This window comes from Desulfosporosinus sp., assembly GCF_014237355.1.
Classification (GTDB): Bacteria; Bacillota; Desulfitobacteriia; order Desulfitobacteriales; family Desulfitobacteriaceae; genus Desulfosporosinus.
The window spans coordinates 36,015-55,552 of sequence record NZ_JABZFS010000061.1; the positions used below are offsets into that span (position 1 = coordinate 36,015).

General features: G+C 39.0%; 14 protein-coding genes and 1 other RNA gene. 13 read left to right on the forward strand and 2 right to left on the reverse strand.

Annotated features, from left to right (window positions below; translation table 11 throughout):
• The first annotated feature begins 79 nt into the window (after window positions 1–79).
• The 4 genes from HGJ98_RS13040 (at window position 80) to rnpB (ending at window position 2,591) form a co-directional block, all read left to right on the forward strand.
• On the forward strand, window positions 80–877 hold the full coding sequence (locus HGJ98_RS13040; RefSeq protein WP_291351846.1) for a class I SAM-dependent methyltransferase: 798 nt from the start codon (window positions 80–82) through the stop codon (window positions 875–877).
• Window positions 868–1,707: a Nif3-like dinuclear metal center hexameric protein gene (locus HGJ98_RS13045; protein ID WP_291351847.1), complete on the forward strand. Its 840-nt coding sequence runs from the start codon at window positions 868–870 to the stop codon at window positions 1,705–1,707. The genes HGJ98_RS13040 and HGJ98_RS13045 overlap by 10 nt, the downstream gene beginning before the upstream one ends.
• A 241-nt stretch (window positions 1,708–1,948) precedes the next feature.
• Window positions 1,949–2,101: a hypothetical protein gene (locus tag HGJ98_RS13050; protein ID WP_291351939.1), complete on the forward strand. Its 153-nt coding sequence runs from the start codon at window positions 1,949–1,951 to the stop codon at window positions 2,099–2,101.
• A 51-nt stretch (window positions 2,102–2,152) separates the two neighbouring features.
• An RNA gene (rnpB, locus tag HGJ98_RS13055) (RNase P RNA component class A) lies at window positions 2,153–2,591 on the forward strand.
• A 173-nt stretch (window positions 2,592–2,764) separates the two neighbouring features.
• Here the strand turns inward: rnpB and HGJ98_RS13060 are convergent.
• Window positions 2,765–3,499, reverse strand: a complete 735-nt coding sequence (locus HGJ98_RS13060; protein WP_291351848.1) for a hypothetical protein — start codon at window positions 3,497–3,499, stop codon at window positions 2,765–2,767.
• A gap of 60 nt (window positions 3,500–3,559) precedes the next feature.
• On the reverse strand, window positions 3,560–4,969 hold the full coding sequence (locus HGJ98_RS13065; protein WP_291351849.1) for a site-specific integrase: 1,410 nt from the start codon (window positions 4,967–4,969) through the stop codon (window positions 3,560–3,562).
• Between the two features lie 491 nt (window positions 4,970–5,460).
• On the opposite strand from HGJ98_RS13065, the gene HGJ98_RS13070 reads away from it, so the two are divergent.
• The 9 genes from HGJ98_RS13070 to HGJ98_RS13110 all read left to right on the forward strand — a co-directional run bounded on the left by HGJ98_RS13070 (window position 5,461) and on the right by HGJ98_RS13110 (window position 18,835).
• A complete protein-coding gene (locus HGJ98_RS13070) occupies window positions 5,461–5,901 on the forward strand; it encodes a hypothetical protein (protein ID WP_291351850.1) in 441 nt (146 codons plus the stop codon).
• Between the two features lie 95 nt (window positions 5,902–5,996).
• Window positions 5,997–6,458, forward strand: a complete 462-nt coding sequence (locus tag HGJ98_RS13075; RefSeq protein WP_291351851.1) for a hypothetical protein — start codon at window positions 5,997–5,999, stop codon at window positions 6,456–6,458.
• A 235-nt stretch (window positions 6,459–6,693) separates the two neighbouring features.
• On the forward strand, window positions 6,694–7,122 hold the full coding sequence (locus HGJ98_RS13080) for a hypothetical protein (protein WP_291351852.1): 429 nt from the start codon (window positions 6,694–6,696) through the stop codon (window positions 7,120–7,122).
• Between the two features lie 586 nt (window positions 7,123–7,708).
• Window positions 7,709–8,005, forward strand: a complete 297-nt coding sequence (locus tag HGJ98_RS13085; protein WP_291351853.1) for a hypothetical protein — start codon at window positions 7,709–7,711, stop codon at window positions 8,003–8,005.
• A gap of 293 nt (window positions 8,006–8,298) precedes the next feature.
• Complete coding sequence (locus HGJ98_RS13090) at window positions 8,299–9,813, forward strand: site-specific integrase (RefSeq protein WP_291351854.1); 1,515 nt, start codon at window positions 8,299–8,301, stop codon at window positions 9,811–9,813.
• A complete protein-coding gene (locus HGJ98_RS13095; protein WP_291351855.1) occupies window positions 9,797–10,969 on the forward strand; it encodes a tyrosine-type recombinase/integrase in 1,173 nt (390 codons plus the stop codon). Before HGJ98_RS13090 ends, HGJ98_RS13095 begins: the two co-directional genes overlap by 17 nt.
• A 70-nt stretch (window positions 10,970–11,039) precedes the next feature.
• A complete protein-coding gene (locus tag HGJ98_RS13100) occupies window positions 11,040–11,939 on the forward strand; it encodes a tyrosine-type recombinase/integrase (RefSeq protein ID WP_291351856.1) in 900 nt (299 codons plus the stop codon).
• Between the two features lie 565 nt (window positions 11,940–12,504).
• Window positions 12,505–15,561 carry a PD-(D/E)XK nuclease family protein gene (locus tag HGJ98_RS13105; protein WP_291351857.1) on the forward strand — a complete coding sequence of 1,019 codons (3,057 nt, stop codon included), beginning with the start codon at window positions 12,505–12,507 and terminating at the stop codon, window positions 15,559–15,561.
• Window positions 15,554–18,835: an exodeoxyribonuclease V subunit beta gene (locus HGJ98_RS13110; RefSeq protein WP_291351858.1), complete on the forward strand. Its 3,282-nt coding sequence runs from the start codon at window positions 15,554–15,556 to the stop codon at window positions 18,833–18,835. The genes HGJ98_RS13105 and HGJ98_RS13110 overlap by 8 nt, the downstream gene beginning before the upstream one ends.
• Window positions 18,836–19,538: the final 703 nt, after the last annotated feature.

Sequence of the window (19,538 nt, forward strand, 5' to 3'; positions counted from 1 at the left end):
GTATAATAAATTTACATGATAGTTTATAATGGATAAATGAAATTAACTAATTAGGAATGTTCCGTTTTGAGGTGAAACTATGGCAGTATCAGTAATTTTAGGCCCGAGGCTTCAAACTGTCGCCTCGTTTGTGCCAGAGGGTGCTAATCTCGGAGATATAGGGACAGATCATGCTTATTTGCCTATATCCCTCTATGAAGCACAGAAAATAGCCAAAGCAGTCGCTGTTGATGTCCATGAAGGGCCTTATGAGTCGGCCTTGGCTGCGGTTAAAGGTCGTAGCTTAGAAGCCGTTATTGATGTAAGATTTGGGGATGGGTTAATGCCCCTTGAGATGGGGGAAGTGAATGTCCTAACTCTTGCGGGAATGGGTGGACGAACTATGCTAGAGATTTTTTCGGCGCGACCGGACATTTTGAGGGGTATCTCTGATCTGATTGTTCAACCACAGGGAGCAGAAGGAGCTCTTCGATTGACCCTGCTGAAGGAAGGCTGGCTTCTGAAGACTGAGCGGTTGGTGGAAGAAGAGGAACGAATTTATGTCGTCATGGCTTTTTCAAAGGTCGAAGGATGGAAGATGAACGAATTGCTCAAGATGGAACAGTCTTGGTCTCAGCGATTGCGTCCTGTTCTTGAGGAAGAGCAGCTGCCGGAATCGGACTATCAAAACTTGGTACATAAGCTTGTTTGGCATTTTGGGCCGCTAATCTTGGAAGAACGCCCCAATCTCTTGAACGAGCAGTTTGACGAATATCGGGGCAGGTTATTAAGGCAGATACAGCAAATGAAGAAATCGAAAAGCACTGAGATCGCGGCTAAGATAAGAGAAGTTTCACTGACTTTAGTTTTAGTGGAGGGAATGCGTCAATGGCAGTAAGCGTTGGACTAGTTGCCCAGTTAATTGAAAAGATCGCTCCAAAATCCTGGGCTGAAGAATGGGATAATGTGGGACTACTCGTTGGAAATGGTTCCCAAACAATCGAGCGCATCCTGATTACCCTGGACGGAACCATGGAAGTGGTGGAAGAAGCGAAAGGGTTTGGCGCCCAACTCATCGTGGCACATCACCCAATTATTTTTCGTCCTTTGAAGAACCTAAGAACGGATAACGCCGCCGCCCAAGTCCCCTTGCGTCTTTTGCAACATGAGATCGGGTATTATGCTGCTCACACGAACCTGGATCAGTCTATAGTTTCCTCAAGCCGAGTCCTAGGAGAATTAATCGGGCTGGAAAAGATGGAACCTTTGGAGCGTGTGTATGATATCAATCCCAGCCGAGATAGTGAGGAACGTGGGTATGGAGTAAGCGGATATTTGACCCGTCCGCAACCCTTAGGGGCTTTATGGAAGAGCTTTTTAGACAAGTTAAAGCAATCAGGAGTTTATTCACAACCCTATGAGCTAACCGGGGTTCGTTTAGCTGGTTCGTTAGAGAAAGAAGTGAAAAAAGTAGCGATAGTCAATGGGAGTGGTGCGCGGTTCGTACCTAAAGCATTGTTTAAGGGTGCTGATCTTCTCATTACAGGGGACGTTGACCATCATGCAGTCCTCGATGCCTTAGAAGGAGGCATGGCTGTTGGGGATCTGGGGCATTTTTTGACTGAGGCCCCTATGCTTAAAGCAACCTACGACTACCTGACGGAGGAGAAAGCCCTTCAAGGAATTGAAATACGAGTTAGTTCAGTTAATCGTTCACCTTGGCAATAGAATAAGATCCCCTATGAGATAAAGAGTGTCTCCATAGGGGATCTTAATTATGAAAATAAAAAACGTGGATTTTATTTGTGAAAGATATTATTACCACTTGACATCAATTGTGAAATATATTACTATATGGTTGTAAGGAATAATCAGATAATAGAGTTCTTTCAAGGAAATACTCAAGGTCTATTAAGAAGGATTACTATCGCTTCGATACAACCGGATTTGAAAGGAGAAATGCAAAATGATGAGCAGAACTGAAATTCTACGACAACAACGTGAAAAGGTGTTAGCTAACATTCTGGCGGATAATGCGAATCGTGCGAAATGGCTAACTGAGCTAATGGATATTGATGATGAAATAGAAGAAATGGCAAAAGAAAAACCAAAAGTCAATTAACCAGTAACATCCATTTGACCAACGCTTGTTTTTTTAGTAAGATAACTAAGCGAAGCCAACCAGATGATCGCGGGGGCATGGACTGAAAGGTCGCTCCTGAGGAAAGTCCGAGCTCCATAGGGCAAGGTGCTGGGTAACGCCCAGTGGGGGAAACCCCAAGGAAAGTGCAACAGAGATATACCGCCGATAGCGGAGGTCAGTTGTCAGAGGCCAGAGGTCAGAGCAGGTTAGTTCTATTCCGGCTTCTGGATTCTGACGACTGACTTCCGAGTAGGTAAGGGTGGAAAGGCGAGGTAAGAGCTCACCGGCAGTCAGGTGACTGGCTGGCCATGTAAACCCCACCTGGAGCAAGACTGAATAGGGGAACTATGAACGGCCCGTTTTTGTTCCCGGGTAAGGTCGCTAGAGGCCGTCGGTAACGGCGGTTCGAGATAGATGATCATCACCTCCATACGGAGGTACAGAACTCGGCTTATGGTTGGCTGACCGCAATATTTTTTGGTTATTGGAAAAAACGTGTCTGCATAAATATGCAATCCCAGTTTCCTCTGAATGAGCAGTATTATTTCCGATTTTTTTTATTCTAAACATGTAACAAGAGGCAACCATTGCGGTTGCCTCTTGTTTTAGGCTTGGCCTAGACTCTGAGTTCGAGGACAGGTTCTAGGCCTCTAGAGTCTCTATCCCTAACGAGTTAAGATTAAATTTTGTAATATTAATTTTTCCAAAGTATTCACTATGATAATACATAGCGGATACTTCTTTTTTTGTTTTTAGGGCGTCGGCGATTTCTTTCGCCTCGATGCCTCGAACGATCACTGGTTTCTTTAAGTTGCGACTGGTGAAGAAAATCTTATGACCATGGAGTCGTGCATCAAAGGGATCATCGGTTAAGTGGCTAGTGACATATTCCCCGACATTTTCAACATGGCGGATGCTGTTGATTTTGACAAAGCCATGACCCCAGAGGGCAGCTAATTCAACTTGGTCGATGTAAGGAAGATCAGTGAGCAGATGGTAATGAACGGTCCCACGGTCATTTTTGTCTTGGAACTGGAGGACGGCTAGATAACGAAAATTACGAAAACGATAGCGAAGCTTTTGAATGAAATGTTTGAAATCGGTATTGGCTTGTTTCAGAGAGAGCGGGGTTTCAGCAAAGGTCAGTGTAATAAACTTATCGTGGGTGTTAAAGTTGGCAAACGATAAGCGTTCAATCCTAGTGCGAGCTTTGCTGAGGGTTTGTCTACGCTGATGTGCGTTAGGAGTGCTGACGTTTCTGGGTCGACCACCTCGACCTTGGTATCCGTGTCGAAGACCCTTTTCAAACTCAAAGACCTCGATACTTGGGCCGCTGATGATGACTTTAAAATCCGATAGAGAAAACGTTGGATACATGATGATGACCGTCCTTTCGTCTAATAAACCATAGGAAATCAAGTTCAAAAGTAACAGGCTTTATTTAACGACTCTAAATAGCGAGGTCCTAATAGGTTCACCCGACAAGATTGCTGGATTATTTGATCCAATTTCTTCCTTGGTTTGGGGATAATAATAAAGTGCTGTGGTCTCGTTAGAGGCATGGGACTTCGTTGACCAATTTGGGATGAGTAGACGGGACCAATCCAGATAAAGCTGGCTCAGGGGAGGCTTTCTATCCTGTTGCTTTTTCCCAACATATTGGAGGGTCGTTGCTATGTCTTCATGGCCCATCAGTTCTTGAAGTTCTACAAGGGCGATTTGATTGTGATAATACTGTAGGTTTGCATAAGTTGCTCTAAAATCATGAGTGGTCGTTGGGCGCTTAATTCCAGCGGCAATGATCGTTACTTTAATATGTTCAGTTAACGTTTTGGGACTGATAGCCTTCCGTTGGATGTTTGGAAAAAGGTAGTCAAAATGAGTTAGCTTCAGTAATTTAACATAATCCTTGAGGATTTGTTCTAAAAAAGCTGGAACTGGAACGGTTCTTGGCAAGCCATTTTTTGTCTTAAACAGTTCTATGCTTCCGCCGATGAAGTTAATGTGTTTGACTTGTATACCCACAACTTCATTTGCCCGGGCGCCAAGGAGCAGAGGGAGTAAGATTTCAAGTTGTGATCGCGGGTCGAGAGTTGCTATGTATGCAATGAGACGACCCACCTCTTCAAGATTCAGTGAGGTATGTCGATTTTTTGGGGTTTTGTCTTTTTTGCTTGTGATTAAATGGCTCTGATACTCTTCATCAAGCTCAATGTTTTTTCGTTTAATTTCGTCTCGCAAGTACGCACGCACGGCATTCTTTTTACGTGCGATCGTTGATTCTGCAAAGAGGGTTGCACCTTTTTGCTTTTGTGTTAGAGAAATGGCGTATGCTTCAATCGCATTAACCGTTAACTGGAGGTTGTTTTCGATGAGATAATTAAAAAGCTGATTCAAATCGCTACGGTATGCGGAAAGTGAACCGACGGCGAGTTTCCGCCGACTTACGCGATCGTCCAAATGTTCCTGGATGCCTTTTTTCAATACATCTGGAGGCGGATTCTGATGAGTAATTATAGCTTTTATTAAACTATCCTCAGTAAAAACAAACGGGTTGTTCGCTAACGCTCCACGCTCCTTGAAAAATTGATAGAGCTTTGTAAATGCGGTGAGGGCTTGAGAAAATTTCGTGGGGCTGAGATGTTTCTTAAGTCCTAAGAGATGGGAATCGAGGGTGTCAAGTCGTGCTTGCTCTGTGTTTGCCGAACAATCGAGCTTTCGGGCAAGTTCATGGATATGTTCACGAAGTTCTTCATCTGTAAAATAGCGCTCCCAAATCGTTAGGCAAGACTGGGTTAGATTTTGAAAACGAGATTGACTGTGATTGACAGGAGTTCCTAACTTCATAAAATGACCTCTTTCTCTTTATGTCGAATATTGTCATAATTAATGATAACGCGGACAATTTAACAATGTCAATCCCCGCAAATGTAAAAAATAATAAATAATATAAAAATTATTGTGTTTTAAACAATATAATTGATTACAAAATACCATTAATAGTACAACGTAATCAATCGTATCAAAAGTAACTATTAAAAATAGGGAAAATAAATTGCTTTATTAAAAGTTATAGTTTGATTAATGCAATGCGTTAATCAAACTATAACTTTTTTATTTTATTTGACATTAAATTAAACATAGATTAGCATATTAACATAGGCATAAATAATTTATGCTTTTAAAAAGAATATAAGGTGGGAATACAAACATGATCTTTTTTAAGAAACTGTAATTATATATTGGCCATATCACAACAGTTGGCTAATTTTCAACACTTCTATAGCACTGCTGTCATCGTGCGGAACTCACATATCAAATATTAAGGAGGAGATCAATTGAAAGAACAAAATGAGTGGGAGAGTTCGAAAAAGAATTTCCTTTTAGTCGATTATGCTACTTATAAAGAGGGGTTATCCTCAATTTTAGAGCGAGAAGTTAAAGCTTTCGCCGTCAATTCCTTTGGCAAAGGAATATTGGATAAAATCGATGTAGAGATCACTCGCTACGATGAACCAGATGGCGAATGGCTATCAATTCACCTCTTGTTTAAGGAGTATGAATATTTCAGTCAGGCCCATGGCAAACAGTTGCAATGCCTTAGCATATATCTCCTAAATAATGGAATTAAAGCTTTCTATGACGATGGAAAGTTCTTCAGTAAAATCCAATATGAGTGGATTAGCGGTAGCGAATTTCAATCTGGACTCCATGAAGCTCACGGCTTGCCGACGAAGGACCTCTATAATAAATTTAACAACTATATGCTTACTTGCTGAGCATTATTGTTAGCTTTGTGCGATCAACCCATAAGGATACCCAAGAAGGTCAGAGGAAACAAGCTTTAAAACGAATCATTACTGGAGGGCAAATAATGAACGAGCAAGTTAATCAACCGAAAGAAAATAAATTGAATTTTAACAAGAATTTCCTTATAATCGACGATTGTACTGATGATGAATTCTATTCGATGATGGAAAAAAAGGTTAAACTTTTTGCCGTCCAATTATTCGGAAAGGATATCTTGGATAAAATTGAAGTAGAGGTCACTCTCACTGAGGACGACGACCTTGAAGAACACTTATCTATTTGTATGATATTCAAGGAGCTTAAATATTACAGTGTTCTACGAGGTAAAGAACTTCAAAGTATTAACCTTATACTGGAGAACAATGGTTATCAGGCGTTTTACGACAAACGAACCGGAAACTACTTTAGCAAATTAGTTTATCAGTTCAAAACGGGTTGGGGTTTTCAAAATGACCTGGAAAACGCTTACGACTTGCCTACCTGGGACATCTATAATAAATACAATGACTTTATACTTACTTGTTGAGCGAAGGTTATTGATGATTCAGTGGATAGATTTGTGCTAATAATAATTAGGCGTCTCCAAAATGATGTCGATTGACACACGTTGAGTTCACAGTTCTAAGCAAATAAAATTTTTTGCTAGAGACCCTGACAAAGGTACGATAACAGTTAGCAATTAATTAAATGCAGTGCCAGCGAATATAAAAGTAGAACACTTATCGTAAAAAAACTTACATGAATCACGAGGAGGAACCCGAATGCAAGAGCAAGATCAAGGGAGTCCGAACAAGAGTTTTCTGATTGTCGACAGGTTGCCTGATCAAGATTTGATATCAGTGTTAGAACGAGAAGTGGCACTTTTTGCCGTCCATCACTTTGGCAAGGATATCTTAGATAAAACAGAGATAAAGATCGATATAGACTTTGAATCCGGTGAGTTAAAGATTGATCTCTTATTTAAAGAGTTCGAATATATCTGCCAGGTACGAGGTAAACAGTTGCAGTGTTTTAGCCTCTATCTCACAGATCAGGGTTATCAGGTTTTCTGCGATAACGGAAGTTTTTTTAGTAAAGTAGTTTATCAGTGGGACGTAGGTAGCGAATTCCAAGCTGATGTCAAAGAGGTATATGGGTTGCGTACCAGAGGCCTATATGATAAATTTACCGACTTTATCCTTACTTGTTAGGAAACGATGTCCAGCAATATAGTGTGTTGAGGATATCCTCGTAAGCGCGAGGGACTCTTAATCCCTGCCCTTTCGTAATGAATTATTGCACTAGAAGTATGATGAGTAGATTATAGACTAGTGGTGAGAAACTGGTGTCTTGTAGTGCGGTAAGGTGTGAGGGTACAAACGAGTCACCTTTACTCAGCATACAGTCAATAGGAAGGGTCAAATCCTTTGTGATTTGACCCTTCCTATTATTCTTTAAATGATTTTATAACCGTGCTCCATGATAGATTGTCTTCCTGAGTCTGTTGAAATCGATTACTGTGAGTCGAAGATTCCAAGGTGGTTCAATCAAAGAAATGTCCAAAGGATATGTTATGCTTACTATGAAGATAAAAGGGGGAGCGGGTAAAAAGGACATATATCAGACCACTATGGTCGACAGTATATTTTTAAGCCATCTGTTAGTAAATCCGGGAGTAAGGAACCGTTTAGAGCGCTTATTCAGCAAACAGTTTCCAAGATCGCGGCGAGGATTTTCAGTTATGGTGACCATGTTCCTGTACAGCTCGACACGTCAGCAGAGGGAGCACTTGGCTCGGTGCAACCTCTAATTCCTGGGGTTATAGGGAATCTAAAAGACATTAACTGGCGAAGATTAACGACTGAACAAATACAAGACATTCAGCGCGAACATGTCTTGGACTGGGTCGTGGGAAACTTTGACAGCCACGCGGGTAACTTCATACTTATTGAGCGTTTACAGGTCTTAGGTGTGGATAAAGAACAGGCATTTCGGTATATGAACGATCAAAATTCTCATAAAATGAGCCTGGAATTTCATCCAAACGAGCAATATGGAGAATGGGAGCCGATCTATAACGATATATACAAGTGATTATGCTAGTGGCAAAATTGACTTAGAGCTTGGCGTTGTTGATGTACCCCTTTTGCGTTTGGAAAGTATTTCAGACGAGGAATATCAGCAGATTCTTAGACCCTAATATATTATTAACTTCGTTAAAATACTATATTTTCAAAAATATTAGTTGATTATGGTTGTTTGAAGTTGTAAACTTAAAACAAATGAATGAATTTTTGGCGAAGGAAAATAAACCAAGCCAGTAACTTTTCAACGTTTAACGTTTGAGAGGTTGCTGGTTTTTTGTTTTACAAGAAGGGGGATGAAACATGGAAAATAACCTCGTATCCAACGGTTTAGATGTTACCTGCAATAGAACAAAATTTTCAGATTTGACCTCTAAAGAAATTTTTGGGGGAGACTCGGGTTGTCCCCAGTCCGGTTCTACTGGGGACAACCCACGTTTAAAAAGTCATAATTCTGAGCAGAATACCCTTAAAATGCTCAGGGAGATGAAAGAGGCTATGGGGGTTCCTGCTTTAGAGTTACAGACAATAAACAAGGGTGAAGATTTTGAAGAAGAATTCTCTTCCTATTTTAAAACTATCTATAGCGATAAATCTTACCTAATTCACAGCCAATTTGTAGTTAAGGTAATAAAAAAAATCGCTAGTGAAAAGTATGGAGAGAATAACTATTACCAATTACTTTTAGACAGTGAATTTCTGACTGAAGTTCTCAAAGAATTGGAGAAAACTAACTCGTACAAAAAAAGGAAAACTATTCTTAGGAAAATTTGTAAGTTTTACTATGATAAGCTTAACCTTAGTAGATTGAACATCGAGCGTAACAAATGTGTGAATCTTTTGAATTGGTATGGGAAGAAGAGTATTCATCATGTTGGGGTAGAGTTAGAAATTCACCCTAAAGTTCAGGAGTTTATTGACTACCTTACGCAAGTCGGTCAGACATGGCAAAAAAGAGCACGACTTAATGCTTCAAGTTTTTTAACATGGCTCGTTGAAACAAAGGAAGTCGATCAAGATAATCCGATTCACATAAATGTTAGGCAAATAAAATCAGAAACCCTCTATAAATACCGTAATTATTTACTTATGAGGGTTGAACTAAAACAAATTACAAAGGACTCAGCACAACTTCAACTAAGAAGTATCAGAAGATGGTTTGAGTTTTTAAAGTTAAGAAGATATATCCATCAAAATCCTTGTAACAGTTTAGATAATATTAAAGTTGTTCCAAAAGAAAAGGGAGAACTTTTGCCAGTAGAAACAGTTCGGAAATTTTTTGATGCACTTTGGGAGGACAAAGAGGCTTTGAAGTGGCTTAGCTTATTCACGTTAATGGCAACGGATGGGTTAAGATCTATAGAAGGTTTAAGACTTAAGCGTTCCGATGTCCTAATTAAGCAAAATGCTATCAAGATTAAGCGAAAAGGCGGTAATAAACAAATTCTTCCGATACCAGGCATTACGTCATTGTTTCTTGAGCTATATCTAAAAAGTAGTCCGGAAAATTCTGATGCGCTTATTTGGAAAAACTCAATTGGTACTCCTTTGACCTATGATGAGCTCCGTTATTTCTACCATAGATTTAGAATCAAAGCGGGAATCGAAACCAAAGGAGCTACACACTTTTTTAGACGCCTTTTATTTTCCGAATTGGCATATCAGACAAACGATCTGGATAAAATCAAGGAATTAGCTGGCCATAAATCTATCAAACACTTAGATCCCTATCTTTTCGCGAAAAAGACCTTGCTGTCTAAACGGGTTAAAGAACAATTACCGACCATGGGGGGAGAATATTGTGACTTTAGGAATTGAGCAATTACAAGTAGAGGAGTTTTTAGATCAACTCGGAATAGGTATTGATGATATAATCGACAACTTGGCCTTTTTAAAGGGAGAAAGGAAAAGGGTTAAAATATCTTTACCTGGTGAAACCATTCTACTTAAAGATGCAGTCGAAGGATATCTCAATGATATTGAAAAGGGAATGAGTCCAACAACCGTAGAAAACCGAAAAACTGAGTTAAATGGATTACTAAACTGTTTCATCCAGAGGTGTAAAAAGGAAAATGTGGTTCCTATGTTGGCTAATGTTCTTGAAACTGATATTTTGGAATATTTAAGTAAGAAAAACTTTCATAAACAATCAAACGAGATTGCGAATACAACCTATAACAAGAAATTGGGAATTCTGAAAGTCTTTTTTAAGATTATGGTTAAAAGGGAACTCATAGAAGATTCTCCTGCTCAAGATATTGATAGAATGCCAGAAAGCGACTTGCCTATACAATTTTTAACAAAGGAAGAGCAAAATAAAATCTTCGAGATTTCCTTGTCAAAGCGAGAAACTGCTCTAAGAGACTTTTCTTTAATTTTTACAGCTATGAATGCTGGATTACGTGTTAGTGAGATTGGCAAATTGGACCTAAAGGATTTTGATTATAAAAAAGGAGTTCTAAAAATACGACAAAGTAAATTCAACAAGGATCGCGAAGTGCCGATAACTAACGAAACCAAAGAAGTACTAAAGGCTTATTTGGAAAAAACACGAGGTACGGATATCAAGAATTTGTCCGATGGAAATGAGCCGATTTTTCTTTGTAGTAAAGGATCAAATAAATGTGAGCGTCTTAGTCGAGAGGCTACTCGTAAGATTATTAAGAGAGTGTTCGAGAAGGCCCAAATCCTTGAGGGGGCAAGCCATCGCTTACGCCATACCTATGCGGTCAATGCACTGCAAGCAGGGTTTGATATTACCTTAGTTTCAGAATTGCTCGGACATGCCCATATCAGTACAACAGCCACGTATTTAAGGCTTAAGAATGAGGATATAAGAAAGAAAATGGAAGAACAGTTTCCTTTAGCTTTTCTTTCAATCCGAAACTTTGAGCAGCATCTGAAAAGTCTTGAGCAGAGAAAAATAACGAATAATACTATCAAAAGGCTAGGTGAATTTTGTGAACTCGTATGAGACCATTGAGAATTTTTTATCCATTAACAAGTGGGGTCAAAGCGCTAAGCAAAAAAAGCGTAAAGTTTTAATGGAACTTTGTAACTATATTGAGAGTAATCAACAACTTAAAGATGATTGGGATTTTAGGAGCGCAAAGAAAATTGTTTATAAGGAAAGAGAGCTCTATCTACCGCTAGACGAGTTGCTTCTTTTAGATTTTATAGCGAAAAAAAGTCCTTCTCTAAAGGATTGGGCTTATAATGATTATGTAACTACATTAGTTCAGTTCGGTCATTATTTATTTAGGCGTAAAATTCTTATTGAAAACCCCTCACTCGTTATTCCTAAAAGAAGTCGTAAATCTAATAACATGAGTGACAAATGCCTGAGTTTTGATGAAAGTATGAGATTGTTGGAAGCAGCTTATTTTTATGATAAGCAACACCGTGTCAGGAACTTTACCTTGGTACTTATGTTGCTAACTATAGCAATTAGACCTGGGGTGGAAATATGTAATTTGACGGAGGACAAAATCAAGTTTGAACTAAGCCTTCTCTTTGCACAGGGTAAAACAGGTTGGAGGAGAGGAATACTTACTCAGGGAGTGGAGGAAACCATTAAGGTTTTTTTGGAAGACCCAGAAAGACTAAAAGCAGTGGCAAATTTTGATAAAAGGTATCTGTTTTACTCTGATAAAGGAACTCAGTTAAACACTTATGAGATGAATAAACTCATTAAGGCCTTTGCTAAAAAAGCAGGGCTTAGTAAAAATATAACAGTGTATTGGTTGCGAAGAACATTTGGTACAATCTTGGCTAATTCCGAATTTTGTCTTATGGAAATCAAAAAGATTTTTGATCACGATCGTATAACATCAACCGAACATTATGTACTCAATACTAAAAATGATATCAGACATCTTGTTGAAGAATCTTCAATTTGTGAGATGTTGACAGATTTAGCAAGGGATAAATTAGAGCTTGTTTAAGCGTTTGTTGTTAGTATAAAAATAGAGTAATAATAGGCAATTAAAGTGCCCGTTATTGCTCTCCTTTTTACAGAAGGTAGATTGAAATATTGGTAAATAGAATTCTTAAGAGATGTGCATCTAATTAGTTAAAGGAAGCACTAGAATATTCGTCCAGGATGTGTGAGGATTATTTACTTAATTCATTTACCCGTTTAAGTAGTACTGATTCTTTCATTTTACAATCTCTTCGACTGTAAGATATAAATGGAAAAATTCCGTAATGAGTTAGAATGAATCAGGGCTAGGAAACGCTTCAAAATAAAGGAACCCTGAATACCCATATTTTTAAGGGTATTGAGGGTTCCTTTATTGTTACAAATATTCTTCCAGCTTTTTAATTTTCGTTGTATACATAACAACATATATGTTGTTATGAATCTAATAGTTTATACAATTCATAAAAGTTTTATTCATGATATTTCCTAGAATTCCCTTGAAAATGTATTAAATCCGTAAATACTGTTAATGCTTTTGGGTGAGCACATAAATAATGGATTAATAAACTGATTATGGGAGGCTGTTTATGCAACCAGTTATAAATCAATTATGGGAAATTGTTATTAAAAATCCGTTAAGCGAAAAAATTCTCATATTTCCGAGTTTTTCCGCTGGGCGACAATTGCTTGAAAGTGCAACGCGTCATGGCTTGACTATTCTTAACTTAAGAACTGAAACCTTAAGGAATTTAGCAGAGCAAGTTTGCAAAAAATCACTTTTAAACAGCGGATGCTCAATTGTTCCTGATATCTTGGCAATGGAATTTACAATTCAGGTTCTCGAAAGACTTCGTCAGGCAGACCGGTTGACATATTTTAATAGTTTGGAAATAACACCTAGCGTATGTAGCATCATAACTCATTCGATTATAGATCTCAAAATGACTGGAATTGATGTTAATGATATCACTACAGAAATGTTTGTTAATCCCTATAAGTGCGAAGATATAAAAACGATATGGGCTGAATATGACAAAGAGTTGCATATCCGAAAGTACATAGATCAAGCCGATTTATTTCAGCTTGCAGCCGGGGAGGTAACCCCGTCACAATGTATCTACATCGTTCCGTCGAATTTAAAAATGCGCCCGTTAGAACGCAACTTTTTAGAAGCTCTAACGAAAAACAATTTCCAAGTGATCAGTTTTAGTAGACCAAAAGGGATTATCCCTCTACAAACATCTCTAGAAAATGAAATATCACCGCTAAGTATCGAGCTTAATGAACCCTATAGCAGTTTACTCTACCTTAATGACCTAGCAAATGCGCCGGTAACTGAACTTCCAATACAAATGTTCCATGCATATGGGGAATCCAATGAAATACGTGAAGTATTACGCAGAATAAAATTAGAAAAAATACCATTTGACCAGACAGCTATTTTTTATACTACGCAAAATCCTTATAGCCATCTTTTATTTGACCTAGCACAAAGATTCGATCAACTCCCTGTGACCTTTGGTCGAGGAATAGATATTTGTGCCACAAATCCAGGCAGGCTATATTTTGGATTGTTATCTTGGGCTGAGAGAGGGTTCAAAGTTTCCGACATAATTCCACTCATCAGTAATGGAATATTAAAGATACCAGAGAAAAAATCCCCTCCCAAATCAACCATTACTCGTTACTTAAGGACTTCTGGTATTGGCTGGGGAAAAGAGCGTTACTTAGAGACCATTGACAATCAAATAATCAACATCAGGAACCAAATAACTGATGTGGCTTTCGAGCATGACAATGATTCGTCTAAAACAAAATTGGAGAACTTTCTGTGGTTAAAACAATTTTTTGCTCAACTATTTACCTCCTTGCCAGACCCAGATTCTGAAGGTCGTATATCCTACGCTCAAAAAGCTAGATGGTTGAGTATTCTAGTAGATCATTACAGCTCAGTTGTTTGCCAAGCAGACCATGAAGCCAAAAAGGTCATTTGTAGAAATCTAAAAATCATTGAAGATTCTGTTGCTATTCATCTTAATCGAGATGATATATTTAGAAGACTTGAATTCTTAATTAGAGGTGTAAGGGTGAGTGCATCGAGCCCGAAACCAGGCCATCTACATATCGATCATTACAACTCTGGATTATGGATATCACGTCAGAATGTATTTATCGTTGGCCTTGATGCTAACCGCTTCCCTGGGACAATGAGAGAGGACCCAATTTTACTGGATATAGAACGTGAAAGCATTGGTCACTGTCTTCCTCTGCTGAGTAATATGCCAAAAGAAAAAGTATACGACATGGTACAGTTTTTATCGTCTGTTCAAGGGACCCTTACGGTCAGTTATTCTGCCTTTGATACCTTGGAAAACCGTGCTGTTTTTCCGAGTTCTATCCTTTTGCAAATGTATAGATTGAAAGCTCATGATGAAACGCTGGATTACAGCGAGCTTATTGAAACGCTTGGTAATAGGAAAGGCTTCACACCGTCAGATATCGACGAGTCATTAGATGATCAGGAATGGTGGCTTAGTGTTTTATCAATGGGAAACAAAAAGCCAGATCTTGATACTTTTAAAACCTTATACCCAACGCTCCTTGATGGATTAAAAGCAGAATCAAAGCGGCAGTTGGCAGAAGAACTTACCCCGTTTGACGGAAAGGTCAATTTTGACCCATCATTAGTGGACCCTACGGTTGGAAAAGATTTAGTAATGTCCTGCAGTCAACTTGAAATGCTAGGAAGATGCCCGTTTTCGTACTTCTTAAAGTATGTGTTAAAAATTCGGCCCATCGAAGAATTAGTCTTTGACCAAGGCGTATGGTTAAATGCAAAGACAAAAGGGGACCTATATCATGGCATTTTTGAGCGGTTCTATAAGAAACTTGTCAATAAAGGTGAACCTCTTAACGCTGCGAGACATGCACAATTCCTTTATGAAATTGCCGATGAGTTAATGAGTCAGAAAAAAGTGAGTGTGCCACCTCCGAGTGAGTTAGTATACGATTACGAACGCAAATCAATTCTTGATTCCTGCCGAATTTTTTTGAAGTCTGAAGAAATTGAGTCATGTGATGATGCCCCAAAATATTTTGAGTTAACTTTTGGAATGCATCCAGGAGAAACTAACAACAACGAGAACTTTGAAGCGGTCACGATTGAGTTACCGAACGATAAACGGTTTCTCCTCAGAGGGAAAATTGATCGGGTCGATGAATCCGAAAATGGGTTAAAGATCTGGGATTATAAAACGGGCAGTACCTTTGGTTATAGTGATAAAGAGTATTTCAAGGGTGGCAGGCAACTCCAACATGGGTTATATGCGTTGGCCTTAGAACGTCTCTTTTCAGAGAAAGAACTTCATACCAATCCAAAGGTAATTCTTAGCGGTTACATTTTTCCGACTCAAAAAGGTGAGGGGAAAAGGGTCGTCCGACTACAAGTCCGAAGGGACAGTCTATATGAAATTCTCAACCATCTGTTTACGTTATTATCCGAAGGGACGTTTGTCATGACTGACGATGAGAACGACTGCCATTATTGCGACTATCGCGATGCATGTAACCGCCATAGCCGAAGCCAAAAAGGCTTAGATAAGATGATGACCGATATATTTAGGGGGTTAAGAAATTATGCCTAAATTGGCTAATCCGCCGGATTATGAGGAAAGACTTAAACTTCAGCAAGAGCTATTCGTTAATTTTTTGGTTGACGCAGGCGCTGGCTCTGGAAAGACAACAAGCCTAGTTGGTCGTATGGTAAACCTAGTAAAAAGTGGTTCTGTTACAACCCAACAAATTGCTGCGATTACATTTACACGCAAAGCTGCCTGTGAACTTAGAGAACGATTTCAAATAACTCTCGAAAAGGCCTATCGGGAGGAAAAAAATCCATGTATTAAAGAAAAGCTCCAACAGTCACTGGTTGATTTAGACCAGGGTTTCCTAGGAACTATTCATTCCTTTTGTGCGTCTCTTTTGAGGGAACGACCGATTGAGGCAGGGCTTGATCCGGAATTTGAAGAGCTCGATCCTCTTGAAGAAATCCTTCTTCAAGAGGAGGCCTGGGAAAGTTATTTAATGGATGTTAAATTGAATTCTTCTCATTTGCTGGAAACGTTAGATGATATCGGAGTACCTACCGGTGAATTAAAAGAAGCTTTTATGACTCTTTCCCAATACCCCGACGTAACTATGGTATGTACAGAGGTGCCTAAACCAGACTTAAAACCTACCGTGGAAACTCTGGAAAACTTAGTTGAGCGAGCGATAAACGCTATTCCCAATGAAGAACCTGAAAAAGGTTGGGATCATCTTCAAAAAGCCATTCTCAAGGCAAGTCGCTTTGTTAAGTTCTTTGACCTTAACAAAGACGTTAATATTGTCAATTTGCTAAAGGCATTTGATAAAGAATTTAGTGTTACTCAAAACCGCTGGATTAGTAAGGATGAAGCAAAGCAGTATAGAGACGAGTTTAACGAGTTCGCGGTTAATATTTTAAGCCCTATGATGCAGACATGGAGAGAATATTGTCATTACATATTAATGGAGTTTACGATTCCTGCTGTGAAGTTTTACGAACAGGTCAGGTTTAAACAATCTAAACTCAATTTCCAAGACCTGTTGTTGAAAACGCGCAACATGCTGCGTGATCACCCTGAGGTTAGGGCGTACTTCCATAGTAAGTATCCAAGGTTATTGATAGATGAGTTTCAAGATACCGACCCGATTCAGGCAGAGATCTTGTTCTACTTAACGGGTCAGGACATCTATCAAAAAGATTGGCACATACTGATTCCTCATCCTGGTTCCCTCTTTGTGGTTGGCGATGCCAAACAATCAATTTACCGTTTTCGTAGAGCAGATATAGATACCTATAACCTCGTGAAGAAACTTATAATTCAGAGCGGGGGAGAGGTTGTTCAGCTCACGACTAATTTCCGTTCGGTCGAAGCACTGGGCCAATGGATCAACCCCATCTTTCAAACGATCTTTCCGGAACAAGAATCATCCTACCAAGCAGAATTTAGTCCGCTTAGAACCCTAAGACCAAATGGAAAAGGGGCTGATTATGGCGTAAAAGTTCTAAATATCCCTGCAGAGTTCACGAAAAAGGACGAGATTCTAAATGCTGATGCAGAAATGATTGCCCAGTTTATTCGTTGGTCGCTCGATGGAAACTTAAAGCTTACACATCCAAGTGATCAGACGAATAAAGAGGAAATTCGTAAAGCACAACCTGAGGACTTTATGATTTTACTGCGATTTAAAGATGGAATGGATCTTTACGCGCGTGCCCTCGAAAAATACAAAATTCCGTTTAGCATGACAGGAGGTAGTTCTTTAGGAGACTCTCTAGAATTAGCAGAGCTTTATAAACTACTTCGATTGTTGTCTGACCCGGACGATCAATTACTAATGGTAGGTGTACTAAGGGGATTGTTCTTTGGCATAAGTGACGATGACCTTTTTCAGATCAAGCAGGCTGGCGGTTACTTTAGAATTTATAGTAATGTACCAGAAGGACTAAACGAAGATTTAGCAACACGCTTTGGAAAGGCATTAGACAAGCTCAAAAAATATCTGCAATGGACCGAAAAAATGATGCCTTCGGTTGCCATCGAAAAGATTATGACTGACCTCGGGATGCTCCCTTATGTTTTAGGGTTCGTGAAAAGCGAAAGCGGAGCTTCGTATTTCTATCAGGTATTAGAGTTTTTGAGAAAGGCTGAAATAAATGGTAAAACGCGCTTCGATCAGATTGTTCAAGAGTTTAATGCGATCATAAGCAGCTCTATAGAGGAGGAACTGAGTCTTACGACAAAGGAAGAAAATGTTGTTCGTCTCATGAATGTACACAAAGCCAAAGGTCTTGAGGCATCTGTGGTTTTTCTTGCTCAGCCGTTTAAAGAAGTCTCTCAGAAGGCTGATATTCATATTCGCCGTCACGGAACTGAACCAGAGGGATACTATGTATTCAATCGTAAGCTGGGTTATCACTCAGAGCGCATTGCACAACCTGACGGATGGAGTGTTTATGAAAACGAAGAATTGCGATATCTGCAAGAAGAGGAATATCGATTAGTTTACGTTGCGGGGACTAGAAGTAAAAACTTACTTATTATCAGTCGAAGTCTCAAAGATATGGACTTAAGAAAAAATCCCTGGGCATTGCTGCTTCAAGGTTCTTCCGCTGAGAACGAACTTAATGCATCCGAGATTGAAATAGTCAGCGATAATCTTGATGAGATCGGAACCTATGTTAACCCCCAAGAACTTATTGCTGCTCGTGAGCATTTTTCCAGATGGGTGTCTGATTTGGCAAAACCTAGCTACCAAATGGTGTCACCCACAGGCTTAAAGAAACAGGGAATCGATTTAAGTGTTAAACGAGAAGCGGGAGGTGGCAAAGCTTGGGGCACTGTTATTCACCAAGTATTTGAGGAACTTATCAAGGGTAACGATGATATTGATTCTGTGATAACCCTAGCTCTTCAAGTAAATGAGGAATCGCTTGAGCGTAAAGAAGAAGTTTATAGGGTGGTCGAAGAATTTTGCAGAACTGATTTGTGGCAAAGAATTACTAGGGCTGAATCAAAATATACCGAGGTGCCATTTTCGTTGCAAATTGACAATGGTCATCCACTCAATGCTTATGTTAAAGGAGAGAATGAGAAACCAGTCATTCTGTCAGGTATTATAGACTTGGCCTTCAAGGAAAATGAAGAATGGGTGATTGTTGATTATAAGACGGACCGAGTTAACGAAGAAAGTGATTTGGATCGATTAAGAGAATTTTATGCACCACAGTTGAAGATGTATTGTGAAGTTTGGAATTCTATCATCGGTGAAAGCTGCCAGGAGGGTCAACTATATTTTGTGGAGAAAAATCAACTCAAAAATGCCTTCTCTTAATATAAGCGTAATGGTTTTACCTTTCAGAAATTCAGGTGTTTATTTCACTCACTACAGACTGAGGTAACTCAAAGAATTAAAGTGGTGTTTATAATGGCTACTCGTTAGATATATGGGAAATAAATATTTGAGTCTATTACTTCTTCTTAGCACCAGATTTTTAAAGAGCAGTAAAGAGATGAAATTTTCTCTTTTGTTGAAGCGATGCTTGAGAGATAGAAAGGTATTTAAGAGTATTATATCAAGGCAAGTGTACCCAAATTCCGTGACAAATGCTCTAATTTTCCGAGATAACCGCGCTTTGGGTTTTCGCAGCAACTTAAAAAACAAAAAATATAACAACTTTATATTTGATTCAGTACCTAAGATATTCTATAATAAATTAACAATAAAATTTTGGCCAGGGAAAGAAACCAGCCAGTAACCGCTTCTCAAGATTACGTTGAGAGGGTTACTGGCTTTTTTCTTTCCTAGAAATATTGAAAGGAAGATTGAATAATGGATGGTGTTATTACTATGGGAGTAATGAAACTTCTAGATGACCGCAATTATTCCATAGAAGTATAACAAGATTTTTATTCTTAATAAAAGAATCATTATAGTTGAGGTTGGTTGGTCTAGATAAGGATAAGTTTGACAAATGTTATGTAAAACATATGTAATGATGCCCAACTTCTCATTCCTGTAGGTATTAACCAGTTCC